Consider the following 14,592-nt stretch of genomic DNA (forward strand, 5'->3'; position numbering starts at 1 on the left):
GTTTGCGCAGGATGTTCCAAGATCAGGCGGGAACCCGGTAAACCGTTGCTAACTTCGTTCTAGTGCTGGTGCAGGGCCAGCCATCCGTCTCGCTCAGGAGTCAAAATGCTTTCTCTCTACACTAACCTCATGACCCGTCTTCGCAACGACGAAAAGGGCGCCACCGCAGTCGAATACGGCATTATGGTTGCCCTTATCGCGGTCGTCATCATCGTCGCTGTCAGCACCCTTGGGGGCACGCTTACTGACATGTTCAATGGCGTCAACGATGACATCCTCAACCCTCCCGCACCTGCCGCCCCCGCCGCCAACTAGTCGGCAAACCACCCCTTCCGTTCCGGACCCCATATCGAAACGGCGGGACTCTGCCGGCAGAAACAAGCAACCCAAGAGGAGGTGCAGCAGGTGTCCCACGATTCGGAGCGCGGCGCGGCCGCCGTCGAATTCGCGATCCTGTTGCCCCTCCTCCTGATGCTTGTCCTGGGAACCATCGAATTCGGCCGCGCCTACAACGCGCAGATCACGCTTACCAACGCAGCCCGCGACGGCGTCCGCGTCATGGCCATCTCCGGGAACCAGACCGCCGCGCGTTCGGCGGCCAGGAACGCAGCAGCTTCGCTTTCCCCCGGATTGCAGGACACGAACATACAGTTCGGCACGGTGTGTCCCTCAACTATTCCCGCTGGCACAAGCCCGCAAACCACTTTCACCATCAACTACACGCTTTCCACCATCACCGGTGTCGCGGGGCCTTTCCCGATCACAGGCAAAGGGGTCATGCTGTGCGGCGGATGACCACAGACACAGCTGCAAACGAGCGCGGGGCCATCTCAGTCATCGTCGCGATCCTCCTGGTGACCCTCCTCGGCTTCGTGGCCATCGCCGTTGACGTCGGTGTCATCCACTCGGAACGCGCCCAACTGCAGAGTGGCGCCGACGCCTCCGCCCTGGCGATAGCCCAGAAGTGCGCAAAAGCGACAACCAACCCAGACTGTTCGACGACGTCCGCCCTCGCCACCAGCCTGGCGAACCAGAACGCCCTCGATGGCATGAGCAAGGTGTACAGCATTGAGTTGGAGACGGCTGCGCAAAAAGTCAGCGTCACCACGTCCGCCAAGGAAAAGGGCGGGACGGACAACTCTGTCTCGCTCTTCTTCGCGGACGTCCTGGGCATCCCGGGCAAAGAGGTCGGCGCTCGGGCGTCCGCGGAATGGGGCAGCCCCTCCAAGGGGCCGATCATTCTGCCCTTGGCCATAGCTCATTGCAAGCTGAACATCCCTGACGGCGGAACTGTTGGCGCCGAGCAGGTGCTGGAGCAGTCGGTGAACGGTTGCGGCGGCATTCCAGGCGGATTCGGCTGGATCCAAACCACTTCATCTACATGTGCCGTAAACGCAACGGCCGGAGCTTCCACCACCTCTGGCATCTGGTTCTCCAGCGACACGGGAGCAAGTGTCCCGTCCATGTGCACCGCTGCGGACTTCACCCAAATGAACAACCAAACCGTCCTGCTGCCCCTGTACGACGTAGCGACGGGCACCGGCTCCAGCGGCAAATATTACATAAAGGGCTTCGCTGCGTTTCATGTGACCGGCTACCGCTTCGCAAGCATCGGCTGGACTGCCGGGGCGAAAGTGGACAACAAGACCATCCGCGGCTACTTCGTAAAGTACGTCTCCCTGGCCCAAGGCTTTGAACTCGGCAACACCTCCAATTACGGCGCCACCATCGTGCGCCCGGTCCTCTAAGAACCGAAGCCCAGCACCACCCTAACCAGGAGTAATAAGTGAAGTCTCGCCTGCTCGCCGGAACGGCCGCCGTCGCCCTGGCGCTCGTGGGAGCCCTCCTCATCGTCTTTTACGCCCAGGGAGCGGATCAACGCGCCCTGCGGACTCTCGAAACGGTGGACGTCCTGGTGGTCAAGACCGCAATCCCAGCCGGCACCTCCATCGACGCAATCGCAGCGTCGCTGGTTACAGAGAAAGTGCCCGCTGCAGGAGTAGCCAAGAGCGCGCTTAGCAACCTGGACGACAAAGCCGGCACCGTCGCCGCCGTCGACCTCATCCCGGGCGAACAGCTCCTGGCCGAACGGCTTGTGCCCCCCGCAGAGACTGCGGACGCAAAATCCACCAAGGTGCCCGCCGGCTTCCAGGAAGTTTCCTTCCAGCTGGAGCCGCAGCGGGTAGCGGGCGGCCGCATCAAAGCAGGAGATCACGTCGGAATCGCGTTGAGTTTCAAGGACGGCGCCTACAAGGCAGACCCCGCAACTCCAACCACACAGCTCACGCTCCGAAAGGTTCTGGTGACTGTGGTGCAAAGTGCGGCGAGCGCAGAAAAGCCCGCCGAAGGCGAGTCCCAGGACACTGCGCTCCCCCAGGGCGCCTTCATGATCACCGTCGCTGTCAACGACATCGACGCCAACAAAATCATCTTCGCGTCCGAGTTCGGCAGCCTCTGGCTCACCAAAGAACCGATCGATGCCCAGGACAACGGCCCCCGGATCGAACGCAAGGAAGTGGTGTACAAGTGAGCCGCTTCGTCCTCCTCTCCCCCAACGGCGAGTTCGACCAGAAGCTGCGCGCCGCCGTCGCCAACGGCCTGCGGGGGTCCGTCCAGACCATCGCGAGTGACATCCTCCCGGCCGGCCCGCAGGAATTGTTCGCGCTCCTCAACCAGGAACAGCCCGAAGTCCTGATCATCGGCCCCGACGTCCCCTACGAGGAGGCACTGCGGTTCGCCAAGGTCTTCGACGTCCAGCTCCCCGGCCTCAGCCTGGTGCTGGTCAGCGACGTGGATCCGGCGCACCTCCTCAACGCCATGCGCGCCGGCATCAGGGACATCCTCAGCCCCCAGGCCGACGCCGCAGAGATCCGCGTGCTGCTCGAACGCGCCTGCCAGTCCTTCGCCACCCGCCACCGCGCCCCGGAAGCGCAAGGGGAAACCAACGGCAAGGGCCTGGTCATCGGTGTCTTCTCGCCGAAGGGCGGCGTGGGCAAGACCACCCTCGCCACCAACATCGCCATCGGCCTGGGCCGGATCGCACCCATGAGCGTGGTCATCGTGGACCTGGACCTGCAGTTCGGCGACGTCGCCTCCGGCCTCTACCTCAACCCGGAGCACACCGTCACCGACGCCGTCACCCCCGCAGCAGCCCAGGATTCCCTGGTCCTCAAGGCCTTCCTCACCGTGCACCCCGCCGGCATCTATGCCCTCTGCGCACCGCTCAACCCCGTGGACGCGGACCACATCACCCCGGAACAGGTCAGCCGCCTCGTGGAGCAGCTGTCCCACGAGTTCCAGTACGTGGTCCTGGACACCGCCCCCGGCATGCCCGAAATCGGCCTCGCCGCCATGGAACACTGCACCGACGTGGTGTGGGTCAGCGCCATGGACATCCCCAGCCTGCGCGGCCTCCGCTCCGGCCTCGAAGTGCTCCGCCAGCTCGACATCATGCCCGAATCCCGCCACGTGGTCCTCAACATGGCGGACGCCAAGGCAGGCCTGAACGTCCGCGACGTCGAATCCACCATCGGCGCGCCCGTGGACGTCAGCGTCCCCCGCTCCCGCGCCGTGGCACTGTCCACCAACCGCGGCATCCCCGTCCTCCAGGAATCCAAAAGGGACCCCGCCGTGAAAAGCCTCCGCCAGCTGGTGGAAAGGTTCAACCCGGCATGGCGCGCCCAGGCCCAGCGCAAGCTTCACCGAAGGGTGGTCATCTAATGAAGCTCTCCGAACGGCTCAGCGCAGCCCAGGACCGCAACCAGCCGGACGGCAACAACGTTGCCGTGCTCGAGCCGCCACGCCCCGCCGTCGTGCCCCCCTCTCAAGACGGCGGGGTCCGGCACCTTCCTGCCCCGCAGGCTCCCGCAACGCCAACGTACGACGCCGGCGCCCAGCAGGTGCCCACGTCACCGAAGGTGGATGTCTTCGCCGCCATGAAGGACAGGGCGGCCACAGCCCTTTTCGAACGGATGGGCAGCCGCTTCAACGACGCAGCCGTCACAGAGCAGGAACTCCGTGCCACCGCCAAGGAGGAACTGACCCGGATCATCGACGCCGAACAGGTGCCCCTCTCCCCCGAGGAACGCACCCGTCTGGTCCGGGACGTCGCGGACGACGTCCTGGGCTACGGCCCCCTTCAGCGCCTGCTGGACGATCCCGCCGTCACCGAAATCATGGTCAACCGCATGGACCAGATCTATGTGGAGCGCAAAGGCAAGCTCACCCTTACGGAGTCCCGGTTCAGCTCAGAAGAGCACCTGCGCAAGGTCATCGAACGCATCGTCTCGAAGGTGGGCCGCCGCATCGACGAGTCCTCCCCGCTGGTGGATGCACGCCTCGAGGACGGCTCCCGTGTCAACGCGGTGATCCCGCCGCTGGCCGTGGGCGGCTCCTCGCTCACCATCCGTAAGTTCAGCAAGACTCCGTTGACTGTCCGGAACCTGATCGATTTCGGAACCCTGACCCCGGAAATGGCCGAGCTGCTCAACGCCTGCGTCAAAGCCAAGCTCAACATCATCGTCTCCGGCGGTACGGGCACCGGCAAGACCACACTGCTTAATGTGCTGTCCTCCTTCCTCCCCTCGGACGAACGGATCGTCACCATTGAGGATGCGGTGGAACTCCAGATCCAGCAGCAGCATGTTGTCCGGCTGGAAAGCCGTCCCCCCAACACCGAGGGCAAGGGCGAAGTGACCATCCGTGAACTGCTCCGGAACTCGCTGCGTATGCGCCCGGACCGGATCGTAGTAGGCGAGGTCCGTGGCGGGGAATCGCTGGACATGCTCCAGGCCATGAACACCGGCCACGACGGCTCCCTCTCCACCGTGCACTCCAACTCGCCCCGCGACGCCGTGGCCCGCCTCGAGACCCTGGTGCTGATGGCCGGCATGGACCTGCCGTTGCGGGCCATCCGCGAGCAGATCGCCTCCGCCGTCAACCTCATCGTCCAGATCTCCAGGCTCCGCGACGGCTCCCGGCGCATCACCCACGTCACCGAAGTCCAGGGCATGGAAGGGGACATCGTGACCCTTCAGGACGCGTTCGTTTTTGACTACTCCGCCGGCGTGGACGCGAACGGCCGATTCCTGGGCAAACCGGTGGCCACCGGCATCCGGCCGCGCTTCATCGACCGGTTCGAGGACCTGGGCATCCATGTCTCCCCCAGCGTCTTCGCCGGTCCCCAGAACCCCGCATCCCCACCGCCCGGAAGGTAGGCGCAACTGTGATCCTCGCTGTTGGAGCAGTCATCCTGCTGCTCGCCGTCACCCTCCTGGGCGTGGCCGTACTGCTGCCCGGCACTCCGGATGTGCCCCTGGACCGCCGCCGTCCCTTCGAACCCGAGCCGCCGTCGTCGATCTCCCGCCTGGCGCTCTCCGGCGTCCGGTCCTTCGAACGGCTCCTGCAGGGGCGGAACGTCCGCCTCTTCTCCCGGGCGGAGCTCGAAAACGCCGGGCTCCGCCTGAGCCAGGCCGAGTTCTTCCTGCTCCTGGGCATCGTCGCGTGCGTCGGCATGCTGGTGGGGATGGTCACTGTGGGACCGCTGGTGGGAATCCTGCTGGCCATCCTCGCACCCTTCGTGGGAAAGCTCGTCCTGGGATTCCTCGCCGGAAAACGCCGGGCGACGTTCGACAGCCAGCTCGGCGACACCCTCCAGCTCCTCTCCGGCGGCCTCCGCGCGGGCCACAGCATCCTGCGCGCCATTGACGCTGCCGCCGCCGAGTCCCAGAAGCCGACGTCGGAGGAGATGCGACGGGTGATCACCGAGACCAGCCTGGGCCGCGACCTCCTGGCCGCACTCAACGACACCGCCGACCGGATGAAGAACGAGGACTTTGTCTGGATCTCCCAGGCGATACAGATCAACCGCGAAGTGGGCGGCAACCTGGCCGACGTCCTGGACCAGGTCAACGAAACCATCCGCGAGCGCGCCGAAATCAAGGGACACATCAAGGCCTTGGCGGCGGAGGGCAAGTTCTCCGCCTACATCCTCATCGCCATGCCCTTCGGCATTGTGGCCATGCTCCTGGCCGTAAGCCCCACGTACATGAACTCGATGTTCACCCATCCCCTCGGCTGGGTGATGATCGGCGCATCGTTCGTGCTCATGACCATCGGCGCGCTCTGGATGCGCAAGATCATCGACCTGAAGTTCTGAGGACGCCATGAACCTGATAGTCCTCCTCTCCGTCCTCCTGGTCTGCGTCCCTGTTGGCACCCTTGCGTGGGCAGTCCTGACGGTGGACAAGCAGGGCCGCGTGGCGGTCAATGACCTGCTCTCCCGCGGGGCTTCACAGGCGGCGGCCGCTCCCGCGGCCAAACCCGGCCTGCTCGAAGGCTTCGGACGCCGGCTCACACCTCCGGCGTATGTCGCCTTCCTGGACCGGCTGCTGGCCCTCGCCGGCAGGCCCGCGTCCATGCCTCTGGGCAAAGTTCTAGGGTCCAAGCTCGGGATTGGCTTCGCGGGAGCAGCTGCAGGGATCTATCTAACGGCCATCGGAGGCACCCCCCTGATGAAGCTGGCGGGACTGTTCCTGCTGTTCCTGGGCTACTTCATCCCTGACCTCCTGCTTTACAGCAAAGGGCAGGAGCGCCAGAAGGTCATCCAGCTGGAACTGGCCAACACCCTGGACCAAATGCTTATCTCCGTCGAAGCGGGACTGGGCTTTGAGGGCGCGATGGCGCGGGCCGGGGACAACGGCAAAGGACCGCTGGCCGAGGAACTGGTCCGGACCCTGCAGGACATGCAGGTGGGCCGCAGCCGCCGCGAATCCTACCTCGCGCTGGCCGAGCGGACCAACATCCCGGAGCTGCGCAGCTTTGTGCAGGCCGTGGTCCAGGCGGACACATATGGCATAGCGATCAGCCGGGTACTCCGGGTGCAGGCGAAAGTGATGCGGGTAAAGCGCCGCCAGCGGGCCGAGGAAAAGGCGATGAAACTTCCGGTGATGATCCTGTTTCCGCTGTTGTTCTTCATCTTCCCGGTCCTCTTCATTGCAATTCTCGGACCCGCAGTCATCAACACCGTAGTGACTTTCAGCAGCCAATAGTCCGGCAGCAAGGATCGCTCAAGGTTTACACAGGATCACCGAAAATAGGCCACCTAAACGATTCCAGGAAGTAGCCTTGGAGAATGCACAGTCCAGATCCCGGCTCCAGCGACAGGGGCGCAGCCGCGGACCCGCCGCGGCCCGGGATCACCGCACCTGCCGGTTCCGCTCTTTCACAGGAAGCGGCCGGGCTCTTGCCGCTCGTTGACGCCGCCGTTCTTGAGGAACTGGAAGACGAACTGGCTGGCTCGGGCCTCGCCCAGCGTTTCGCCCGTGACTACGCCGCCATGTGGGACCAGCGCTGCGCCCGCCTGGCAGCGGCCGTGGACAGCCGGGACAGCGAGTCCGCCCTGGACGCCGCCATCAGCCTGAAAATCAGTTCCGCCATGGTGGGCGGGGTCCGCCTGGCAAAACTGGCGGAACTGCTGGAGACGTTGATCCGGCAGGGCGATTTTGGCCAGGGCCAGGTCCTCATGGAACGCGTTGCCCAGGACGGCGGCGAGACGGTGTCCGAACTGCAGAGCACGTATATCCTCAAGAACGGCTGAGCCGCCTTACTGATGCGCCTGCCCGCGGTCAGCCCTGCGGGGCGTCCTGCCTGCTCGGCGCCAACCGGTAACCCACGCCGCGGACGGTCTGCAGCCACCGGGGTGAGACGGGGTCTTCCTTCAGCTTGCGCCGCAGGTTGCCGATATGGACTTCCACCGCCCTTTCGTCGGCCTCGCTGATGTAGGTGTCCTCGTCGTAGAAATCGCCGCGCACTGCCCGCACCAGGTCCGCCCGGGTGCACACAGCCCCGGCGCCGCGGAGGAGCACGTGCAGCAGATCAAATTCGCTGCGCGTGAGGGTCAGCGGTTCACCACTGACTTCAACGGTGCGGGTCCGGTGGTTCAGTTCCAGGCCGTTGTGCTGCAGGACTGCGGCATCCTCCGCACGGACTGCCGTTGCCGGCGCGGTTCCCCACCCCGCCGGGGCGGGCTTCTGGCCTGTGATCTCATGCCGGGGCCTGCGCATCATGGCGGCCACCCGGGCACGCAGCTCCCGAGGCCGAAAGGGCTTGGCAATGTAGTCGTCAGCACCGGCGTTGAGGGCGGACAGCAGGTCCGGCTCCTCAGTCCGTCCGGTAAGCATCACCACATAGGCGTTACTGAAATTACGAATCCGCCGCAGGACCTCAAAGCCATCGATATCCGGCAACCCGATGTCCAGTGTCACCACATTGGCCTGCTTGCTGCGGACCACTTCGACGCCGGCCCGCCCGTCAACCGCTGTATGCACCTCGAAGCCCGCCTGGCTCAACACTCCCTCGAGGAGGTTGCGCACATCGGCGTCGTCTTCGATTACTACAGCCACACCAAGATCGTCCATTGATATCCCTGCGCCAGGCGGTCATGGCCCCCCATTGGCCCAGCGCCAATGCCATACCCGCTCCAACCCTTTATACGCTACAAGTAAGCAGAGCTGATGACACCTGTTTCAACATTGCATTTGAAAAGTCAATTATTATGACAGAGCATGTGGAATACGATGGGAGAGGAAGTGTGCCAGGTGCTTATCAGCAATTCGGTTGCGCCTGCGCTGGCACTTCGTTTCACTGCCGCCTCGCCTGACCGGGGCAGGATCCATGGCTGAGCGTCTTTTTCCGCGCGGACCTGCCCGGATTTTCCAGGCTCTCGGGCCGCGTTCCCAGGTGGCACTGTGCCAGCTCCCACTGACGTTGATGGTGGTTGCCCTTGCTGTGGCCACCCCCTTTGCCTGGCCTACGCTGATGCACAGCCCCCCGTATTTGGCCGGGATCTTTCTTTCCGTTGTACTCTTTTTCGGCTGCTTCCTGGTCCCGTGGGAACGGCTGGCACACCGTCCGTACCTGCTGATTCCCGTCCTCGACTTCGTGGCCATCGGGCTGCTCCGGAACGGTGCCTCTCCCCTGCTACCCGGCCTGGCCGTCATGGCGGTTTTCCCGGTCATCTGGCTGTCCGCCTCCGGGATGCTCACCCGCGGCAGCCTGGTCCTGAGTTTCTTCGGACCCATGTTCATCATGATTCCCACCCTCGCTGGACGGTTCCCCAACCTGACACCCTCGGACATCACCAGCACGTTCCTCTTTCCCCTGATGATGCTCGCGGTGTCCCTGTCCATCCGCTTCGCGAGTGCCCACGTCCGCCTGCAGCAGCGGGAGCTGGCGAAGAAGGACATGGAGCTCCGCGAGCTGCTGCGCGAGAGCCGGGAACGGGAAAAGCTGCTCCTGACGGTCCTGGACGCTACCGACGTCGGAATTGCGGCCGTCGACCGTTCCGGCCACTTCCTGGTCTCCAACGACCGGCAGCGGAACTTCCGCCAGGCCACCCACGCGGACGACACCGCCCCCGGCCAGGGCCATCAGCTGATCTTCGGGCAGGACCGGCAGACCCTGCTGCCACCGGAAAAACGGCCCATCAGCCGGGCCATCGCCGGTGAGTCCTTCGCCGATTACCTCGTCTGGGCCGGGGAGGGAGCCGGGCAGCGGGCGGTTTCCACGGCAGCCCGCCCGCTTGTCAGTGAGGACGGTCAGCTGACCGGCGCCGTGGTGGTCTACAGCGACGTGACCGGCTGGGTTGAGGCGCTGGCTGCGAACCAGGAACTGGTCTCCAACGTCACGCACGAATTCAAGACTCCGCTGAACTCCATCATCGGCAACGTGGACCTGGTGCTCGACGACGTTGCCGCCCTTCCGCCGCAGGTCGCCCAGCGCCTGCTGGTGGTCGAGCGGAACGCCGAGCGGCTGCTGGCCCTCGTGGCTGACCTCTCGGCGTCAGCGTCGGCTGCGCTCAACGTCCACCCAAAACGCACGGACCTCGCCAGCCTGGTGGAAACCAGCATCGGTTCCGCGCAGGCCCAGGCGGAGCTGGCCCACATCCAGCTGTCGGCGGACGTCCCCTCGCCGCTGTGGGCCTACGCAGACCCGCTCCGGATCGGGCAGGCCCTGGACAACCTGGTGTCGAACGCCATCAAGTACTCCCCCGACGGCGGCAACGTCAGCATCAGCGCCCGCAGCACCAAAGAGTGGGTCCAGCTCAGCGTCAGCGACACCGGGATGGGCATCAGCGGTGAGGACAAGGACAGGGTCTTCAAGCGTTTCTTCCGCACTGAGTCCGCCAGGGAGGCGTCCATCGCCGGGGCCGGGCTGGGCTTGTCCATCACCAAGATGATTGTGGAGCGGCACGGCGGGCAGATCAGCTGCGTCAGCGGTGAAGGGGAAGGCAGCACCTTCACCCTCACCCTCCCGGCCGAGGGCCCGCCGTCGTTCTAGGCTGGGCCCACGCCCGGAGGGTTCCCTGGCCGAGCCTGCGAGGTTAGGGTGCGGGTGGGGATTAGTACTCCCGGAGCGCCCTGGTGAGTTCCGCGCGGGCCAGCAGTTCGTCGTCGGACGGGTAGGCCACTTCCTCCAGCACCAGCGGGTGCGGCGCGGCCAGCACGGATTTTGCGTCACGCTTCTTAGCCAGCAGCCGCTCGTACAGCCACCCCGGCTCCTCCACGCCCTCGCCCACATACAGGGCAGAACCGATCAGGGCGCGCACCATGTTGTGGCAGAAGGCATCAGCCTGGACCGTGGCCACAATGACCCCGTCTTCAGACCGGGCGAATTCGAAGCGTTGCAGCTCACGGATGGTGGTGGCGCCCTCCCGCGGCTTACAGAAGGACAGGAAATTTTGCAGCCCCAGCAGTTTGGACGCACCCTCGTTCAGCAGCGAAACGTCCAGCGGGTTCTTGTGCCACAGGGTTGAGTACCGGCCCAGCGGATCCCAGAGCGCCGGCCCGTCCGCAATGCGGTAGCTGTAGCGCCGCCACAGGGCCGAGAACCGGGCATCAAAACCTTCCGGGGCCAGCGAGATCCGGTGCACCTCCACCGCCCCGGTAAGGTCGCCGAGGATGCGGCTGAGGGCGCCCCGGATCCTTCGGAGCATGGCGACGGCGGGATCGAGTTCGTGTCCGCGCGGCAGTCCCTGCCACTCGGCTTCGGTGAGGTCCAGGTGGACCACCTGGCCGCGGGCGTGCACGCCGGCGTCGGTGCGGCCGGCGACTGTTACACGGACGGGACGCCGGACCAGAAGCTGCAGCGCTTCCTCCAGGGCACCCTGGACGGTCCGCAGTCCCGGCTGCAGGGCCCACCCGCTGAAGGGGCCGCCGTCGTACGACACATCAAGCCGGACACGCAAAAACCCGCCGCCCCCCAATACGGGGGCCGCGGGTTTTTGGTCGTTCATAGACTCAAGTCTATGCGAAGAAAATCAGCGAATTACTTCGCGTCCTTTTCCTCGGCAGCCGGAGCTTCAGCTTCCTCAGCGGCCGGAGCCTCTTCGGTTGCAGCTTCTTCAGCGGCGGGCGCCTCGGTGGTTTCCTCAGCAGCTTCCTCAGCGGCCGGAGCCTCTTCGGCGGGAGCTTCCTCGGCAGCCGGAGCAGCCTTGGCAGCAGCCTGGGTAGCCTCGGCTACAACGGCCTGCTTGGCGGAAACGGGCTCAAGGACGAGCTCGATGACAGCCATGGGAGCGTTGTCGCCCTTGCGGTTGCCGATCTTGGTGATGCGGGTGTAGCCGCCGTCGCGGTTCTCCACTGCCTGGGCAATGTCGGTGAACAGCTCGTGGACGACGCCCTTGTTGCTGATCAGGCCGAGCACGCGGCGGCGGGAAGCGAGGTCGCCACGCTTGGCGAAGGTCACCAGGCGCTCTGCGTACGGCTTCAGGCGCTTGGCCTTGGTCACCGTGGTGGTGATCCGCTTGTGCTCGAACAGGGATGCTGCCAGGTTCGCGAGCATGAGGCGCTCGTGAGCCGGGCCGCCTCCGAGGCGCGGACCCTTAGTGGGGGTAGGCATAGTTGTTTCTCCTCAAATGGAAGCCGTTGGGCCTGCACACCATGGTGCCTGCCAGCCGGCCAAGGTCTGGTTTAGAGTTCGTCGTCGCCGAAGGCGGCGTCGTCCTCTTCGATTGCTGCGGCGCGTGCTGCGAGGTCAAAACCGGGAGGCGAGTCCTTGAGGGACAGGCCCAGTTCAACCAGCTTTGCCTTGACCTCGTCAATGGACTTGGCACCGAAGTTGCGGATGTCCATCAGGTCAGCCTCGGAGCGGGCAACGAGTTCACCCACGGAGTGGATGCCCTCACGCTTGAGGCAGTTGTAGGAACGGACGGTGAGGTCCAGATCCTCGATCGGCAGTGCCATGTCGGCTGCCAGGGCAGCGTCGGTGGGCGACGGTCCGATCTCGATACCTTCAGCTGCGGTGTTCAGCTCACGTGCCAGACCGAAGAGCTCCACCAAGGTGGTGCCTGCGGAAGCAACGGCATCGCGCGGGGCGATGGCCTGCTTGGTCTCGACGTCGACAATCAGCTTGTCGAAGTCGGTGCGCTGCTCAACACGGGTTGCTTCCACGCGGAAAGTAACCTTCAGTACCGGCGAGTAGATGGAGTCGACCGGAATACGGCCGATCTCTGCATCGCCGGACTTGTTCTGAGCTGCCGAAACGTAGCCGCGGCCGCGCTCGATGGTCAGTTCGAGTTCGAACTTGCCCTTCGAGTTCAGCGTGGCGATGTGCAGATCCGGGTTGTGGAATTCGACGCCGGCCGGCGGAGCGATGTCCGCGGCGGTGACGACTCCGGGGCCCTGCTTGCGCAGGTAGGCAACAACCGGCTCATCGTGCTCGGAGGAGACCGACAGGCTCTTGATGTTCAGGATGATCTCAGTGACATCTTCCTTGACACCCGGAACCGTGGTGAACTCGTGCAGCACGCCATCGATCCGGATGCTGGTTACAGCGGCACCGGGGATGGAGGAGAGCAGGGTACGGCGGAGGGAGTTTCCGAGGGTGTAGCCGAAGCCCGGTTCCAGCGGTTCAATGATGAAACGCGAACGGTTTTCGGAGACTACCTCTTCGGAGAGGGTGGGGCGCTGTGCAATGAGCACTTAGGTTTCCTTTCGGCGAGCATCCGCTATATGACGCAACACAGGTGGTGGAAATTCGGTCTGAAGACTTAACGCGCTGGGCTTGCCCGGACCATCGATGGTCCGGGCAAGCTTAAGCGGCGCTGGAAGCCTTAGACGCGGCGGCGCTTCGGCGGACGGCAGCCGTTGTGTGCAGCGGGGGTGACGTCCTGGATGGAGCCAACCTCGAGACCGGCGGCCTGCAGCGAACGGATCGCCGTCTCGCGTCCGGAGCCCGGACCCTTCACGAAAACGTCAACCTTGCGCATGCCGTGCTCCTGGGCGCGCTTCGCAGCAGCCTCGGCAGCCATCTGGGCAGCGAACGGGGTGGACTTACGCGAGCCCTTGAAGCCAACCTCACCTGAGGAAGCCCAAGAGATAACAGCGCCGGTCGGATCCGTGATGGAAACGATGGTGTTGTTAAACGTGCTCTTGATGTGCGCCTGGCCCAGCGCGATATTCTTTTTGTCCTTCTTACGCGGCTTGCGAACCGCGCCACGAGTCTTCGGGGGCATTATTTCTCCTACAGAAAGTTATTGGGGAAAAGTCCGTTAATCCCGGCGGGGATTTTAACGGGCCTTCTTCTTGCCGGCGACGGTGCGCTTCGGGCCCTTGCGGGTACGGGCGTTGGTCTTCGTACGCTGTCCGCGTACGGGCAGGCCCTTGCGGTGGCGCAGGCCTTCGTAGCTGCCGATTTCAACCTTGCGGCGGATATCTGCTGCTACTTCGCGGCGAAGGTCACCCTCAACCTTGTAGTTGCCTTCAATGTAGTCACGCAGCTCAACCAGCTGGGCATCAGTCAGGTCCTTGACGCGAACGTCAGCGCTGATGCCAGTGGCAGCCAGGGTTTCGTGTGCACGGGTCTTACCCACGCCGTAGATGTAAGTAAGCGCAATTTCCAGCCGCTTTTCGCGGGGAATGTCTACGCCAGCGAGACGAGCCATAGTGGCAGTACTCCTTGAATAAACCGGAGGTCGTAGGCAGTACACCCGCACGTTCTGTGCGGCCCCAGCCTCCGACCGGGGGTCAGCTGTCCGGACTCTTTCGAGCTCAATGTTCCAGATCAGCTTGTGCTGCCTTTATTTACTTGCGTGGGTTAGCAACCCAGGATTTCCTTCAGGGAAGGAAATTAGCCCTGGCGCTGCTTGTGGCGCGGGTTCTCGCAGATCACCATGACCCGGCCATTACGGCGGATCACTTTGCACTTTTCGCAGATCTGCTTGACGCTCGGCTTGACCTTCATGGCATTCCTTTGCGTGTAACAGTTGGTCAACTGAAGCGGCGTTCAGTTCGCACTGAGGCCGCCCAGCAATTTACTTGTAGCGGTAGACGATACGACCACGGGTGAGGTCGTACGGGCTGAGCTCCACCACTACGCGGTCCTCCGGGAGAATCCTGATGTAGTGCTGACGCATCTTTCCAGAGATGTGTGCCAGTACGATGTGCTTGTTGGTCAGCTCAACGCGAAACATCGCGTTAGGCAGCGCCTCAGTCACAACGCCTTCGATCTCAATGACCCCGTCCTTCTTGGCCATACCCTCCGCTAACTGTTGTTGCCGCAGTCCCGCCGGATTGCACCGGTCATGACCACGAA

General features: G+C 64.1%; 18 protein-coding genes. 10 read left to right on the forward strand and 8 right to left on the reverse strand.

Annotated elements, in window-relative coordinates; all coding sequences use genetic code 11:
• Positions 1-129: 129 nt before the first annotated feature.
• From BACI348_RS14700 to BACI348_RS14740, 9 genes are all read left to right on the forward strand, one after another.
• Positions 130-315, forward strand: coding sequence for a Flp family type IVb pilin (locus tag BACI348_RS14700; protein ID WP_442858504.1), 186 nt, complete (start codon positions 130-132; stop codon positions 313-315).
• Between the two features lie 90 nt (positions 316-405).
• Positions 406-795 (forward strand): TadE family protein, encoded by a 390-nt coding sequence (locus tag BACI348_RS14705; RefSeq protein ID WP_159826977.1) that lies wholly within the window; start codon positions 406-408, stop codon positions 793-795.
• Positions 792-1,748: a pilus assembly protein TadG-related protein gene (locus BACI348_RS14710; protein ID WP_159826979.1), complete on the forward strand. Its 957-nt coding sequence runs from the start codon at positions 792-794 to the stop codon at positions 1,746-1,748. The genes BACI348_RS14705 and BACI348_RS14710 overlap by 4 nt, the downstream gene beginning before the upstream one ends.
• Before the next feature lie 38 nt (positions 1,749-1,786).
• Complete coding sequence (gene cpaB, locus BACI348_RS14715; protein ID WP_159826982.1) at positions 1,787-2,530, forward strand: Flp pilus assembly protein CpaB; 744 nt, start codon at positions 1,787-1,789, stop codon at positions 2,528-2,530.
• A complete protein-coding gene (locus BACI348_RS14720; RefSeq protein WP_159826985.1) occupies positions 2,527-3,720 on the forward strand; it encodes a CpaE/TadZ family protein in 1,194 nt (397 codons plus the stop codon). Before cpaB ends, BACI348_RS14720 begins: the two co-directional genes overlap by 4 nt.
• Entirely contained in the window at positions 3,720-5,216 is a 1,497-nt protein-coding gene (locus BACI348_RS14725; protein WP_159826988.1) for a TadA family conjugal transfer-associated ATPase, read from the forward strand. Before BACI348_RS14720 ends, BACI348_RS14725 begins: the two co-directional genes overlap by 1 nt.
• A gap of 8 nt (positions 5,217-5,224) precedes the next feature.
• Positions 5,225-6,157, forward strand: coding sequence for a type II secretion system F family protein (locus BACI348_RS14730; protein ID WP_159826991.1), 933 nt, complete (start codon positions 5,225-5,227; stop codon positions 6,155-6,157).
• A 7-nt stretch (positions 6,158-6,164) separates the two neighbouring features.
• On the forward strand, positions 6,165-7,049 hold the full coding sequence (locus BACI348_RS14735; protein ID WP_159826994.1) for a type II secretion system F family protein: 885 nt from the start codon (positions 6,165-6,167) through the stop codon (positions 7,047-7,049).
• 83 nt (positions 7,050-7,132) lie between these two features.
• Complete coding sequence (locus BACI348_RS14740; protein WP_159826997.1) at positions 7,133-7,597, forward strand: Hpt domain-containing protein; 465 nt, start codon at positions 7,133-7,135, stop codon at positions 7,595-7,597.
• Between the two features lie 28 nt (positions 7,598-7,625).
• Here BACI348_RS14740 and BACI348_RS14745 read toward each other — a convergent pair whose 3' ends face one another.
• Complete coding sequence (locus BACI348_RS14745) at positions 7,626-8,417, reverse strand: response regulator transcription factor (RefSeq protein ID WP_159827000.1); 792 nt, start codon at positions 8,415-8,417, stop codon at positions 7,626-7,628.
• 256 nt (positions 8,418-8,673) lie between these two features.
• Here BACI348_RS14745 and BACI348_RS14750 point away from each other — a divergent pair, with 256 nt between their 5' ends.
• Positions 8,674-10,338, forward strand: coding sequence for a sensor histidine kinase (locus BACI348_RS14750; protein ID WP_159827003.1), 1,665 nt, complete (start codon positions 8,674-8,676; stop codon positions 10,336-10,338).
• Positions 10,339-10,399: 61 nt separating this feature from the next.
• On the opposite strand, the gene BACI348_RS14755 is transcribed toward BACI348_RS14750, so the two are convergent.
• From BACI348_RS14755 to infA, 7 genes are all read right to left on the reverse strand, one after another.
• Complete coding sequence (locus BACI348_RS14755; RefSeq protein WP_201298430.1) at positions 10,400-11,293, reverse strand: tRNA pseudouridine synthase A; 894 nt, start codon at positions 11,291-11,293, stop codon at positions 10,400-10,402.
• A gap of 32 nt (positions 11,294-11,325) precedes the next feature.
• Entirely contained in the window at positions 11,326-11,898 is a 573-nt protein-coding gene (gene rplQ / locus BACI348_RS14760) for a 50S ribosomal protein L17 (protein ID WP_159827006.1), read from the reverse strand.
• A 71-nt stretch (positions 11,899-11,969) separates the two neighbouring features.
• Positions 11,970-12,980 carry a DNA-directed RNA polymerase subunit alpha gene (locus BACI348_RS14765; RefSeq protein WP_050684374.1) on the reverse strand — a complete coding sequence of 337 codons (1,011 nt, stop codon included), beginning with the start codon at positions 12,978-12,980 and terminating at the stop codon, positions 11,970-11,972.
• A 131-nt stretch (positions 12,981-13,111) separates the two neighbouring features.
• Positions 13,112-13,513 carry a 30S ribosomal protein S11 gene (gene rpsK / locus BACI348_RS14770; protein WP_009358720.1) on the reverse strand — a complete coding sequence of 134 codons (402 nt, stop codon included), beginning with the start codon at positions 13,511-13,513 and terminating at the stop codon, positions 13,112-13,114.
• Between the two features lie 54 nt (positions 13,514-13,567).
• Positions 13,568-13,942, reverse strand: coding sequence for a 30S ribosomal protein S13 (rpsM, locus tag BACI348_RS14775; protein ID WP_003803743.1), 375 nt, complete (start codon positions 13,940-13,942; stop codon positions 13,568-13,570).
• A 185-nt stretch (positions 13,943-14,127) separates the two neighbouring features.
• On the reverse strand, positions 14,128-14,241 hold the full coding sequence (gene rpmJ / locus BACI348_RS14780) for a 50S ribosomal protein L36 (RefSeq protein WP_009358722.1): 114 nt from the start codon (positions 14,239-14,241) through the stop codon (positions 14,128-14,130).
• 70 nt (positions 14,242-14,311) lie between these two features.
• Positions 14,312-14,533, reverse strand: a complete 222-nt coding sequence (infA, locus tag BACI348_RS14785; RefSeq protein WP_009358723.1) for a translation initiation factor IF-1 — start codon at positions 14,531-14,533, stop codon at positions 14,312-14,314.
• Positions 14,534-14,592: the final 59 nt, after the last annotated feature.

Origin of the sequence: Arthrobacter sp. 9AX (genome assembly GCF_902506095.1) — a bacterium.
Classification (GTDB): domain Bacteria; phylum Actinomycetota; class Actinomycetes; order Actinomycetales; family Micrococcaceae; genus Arthrobacter.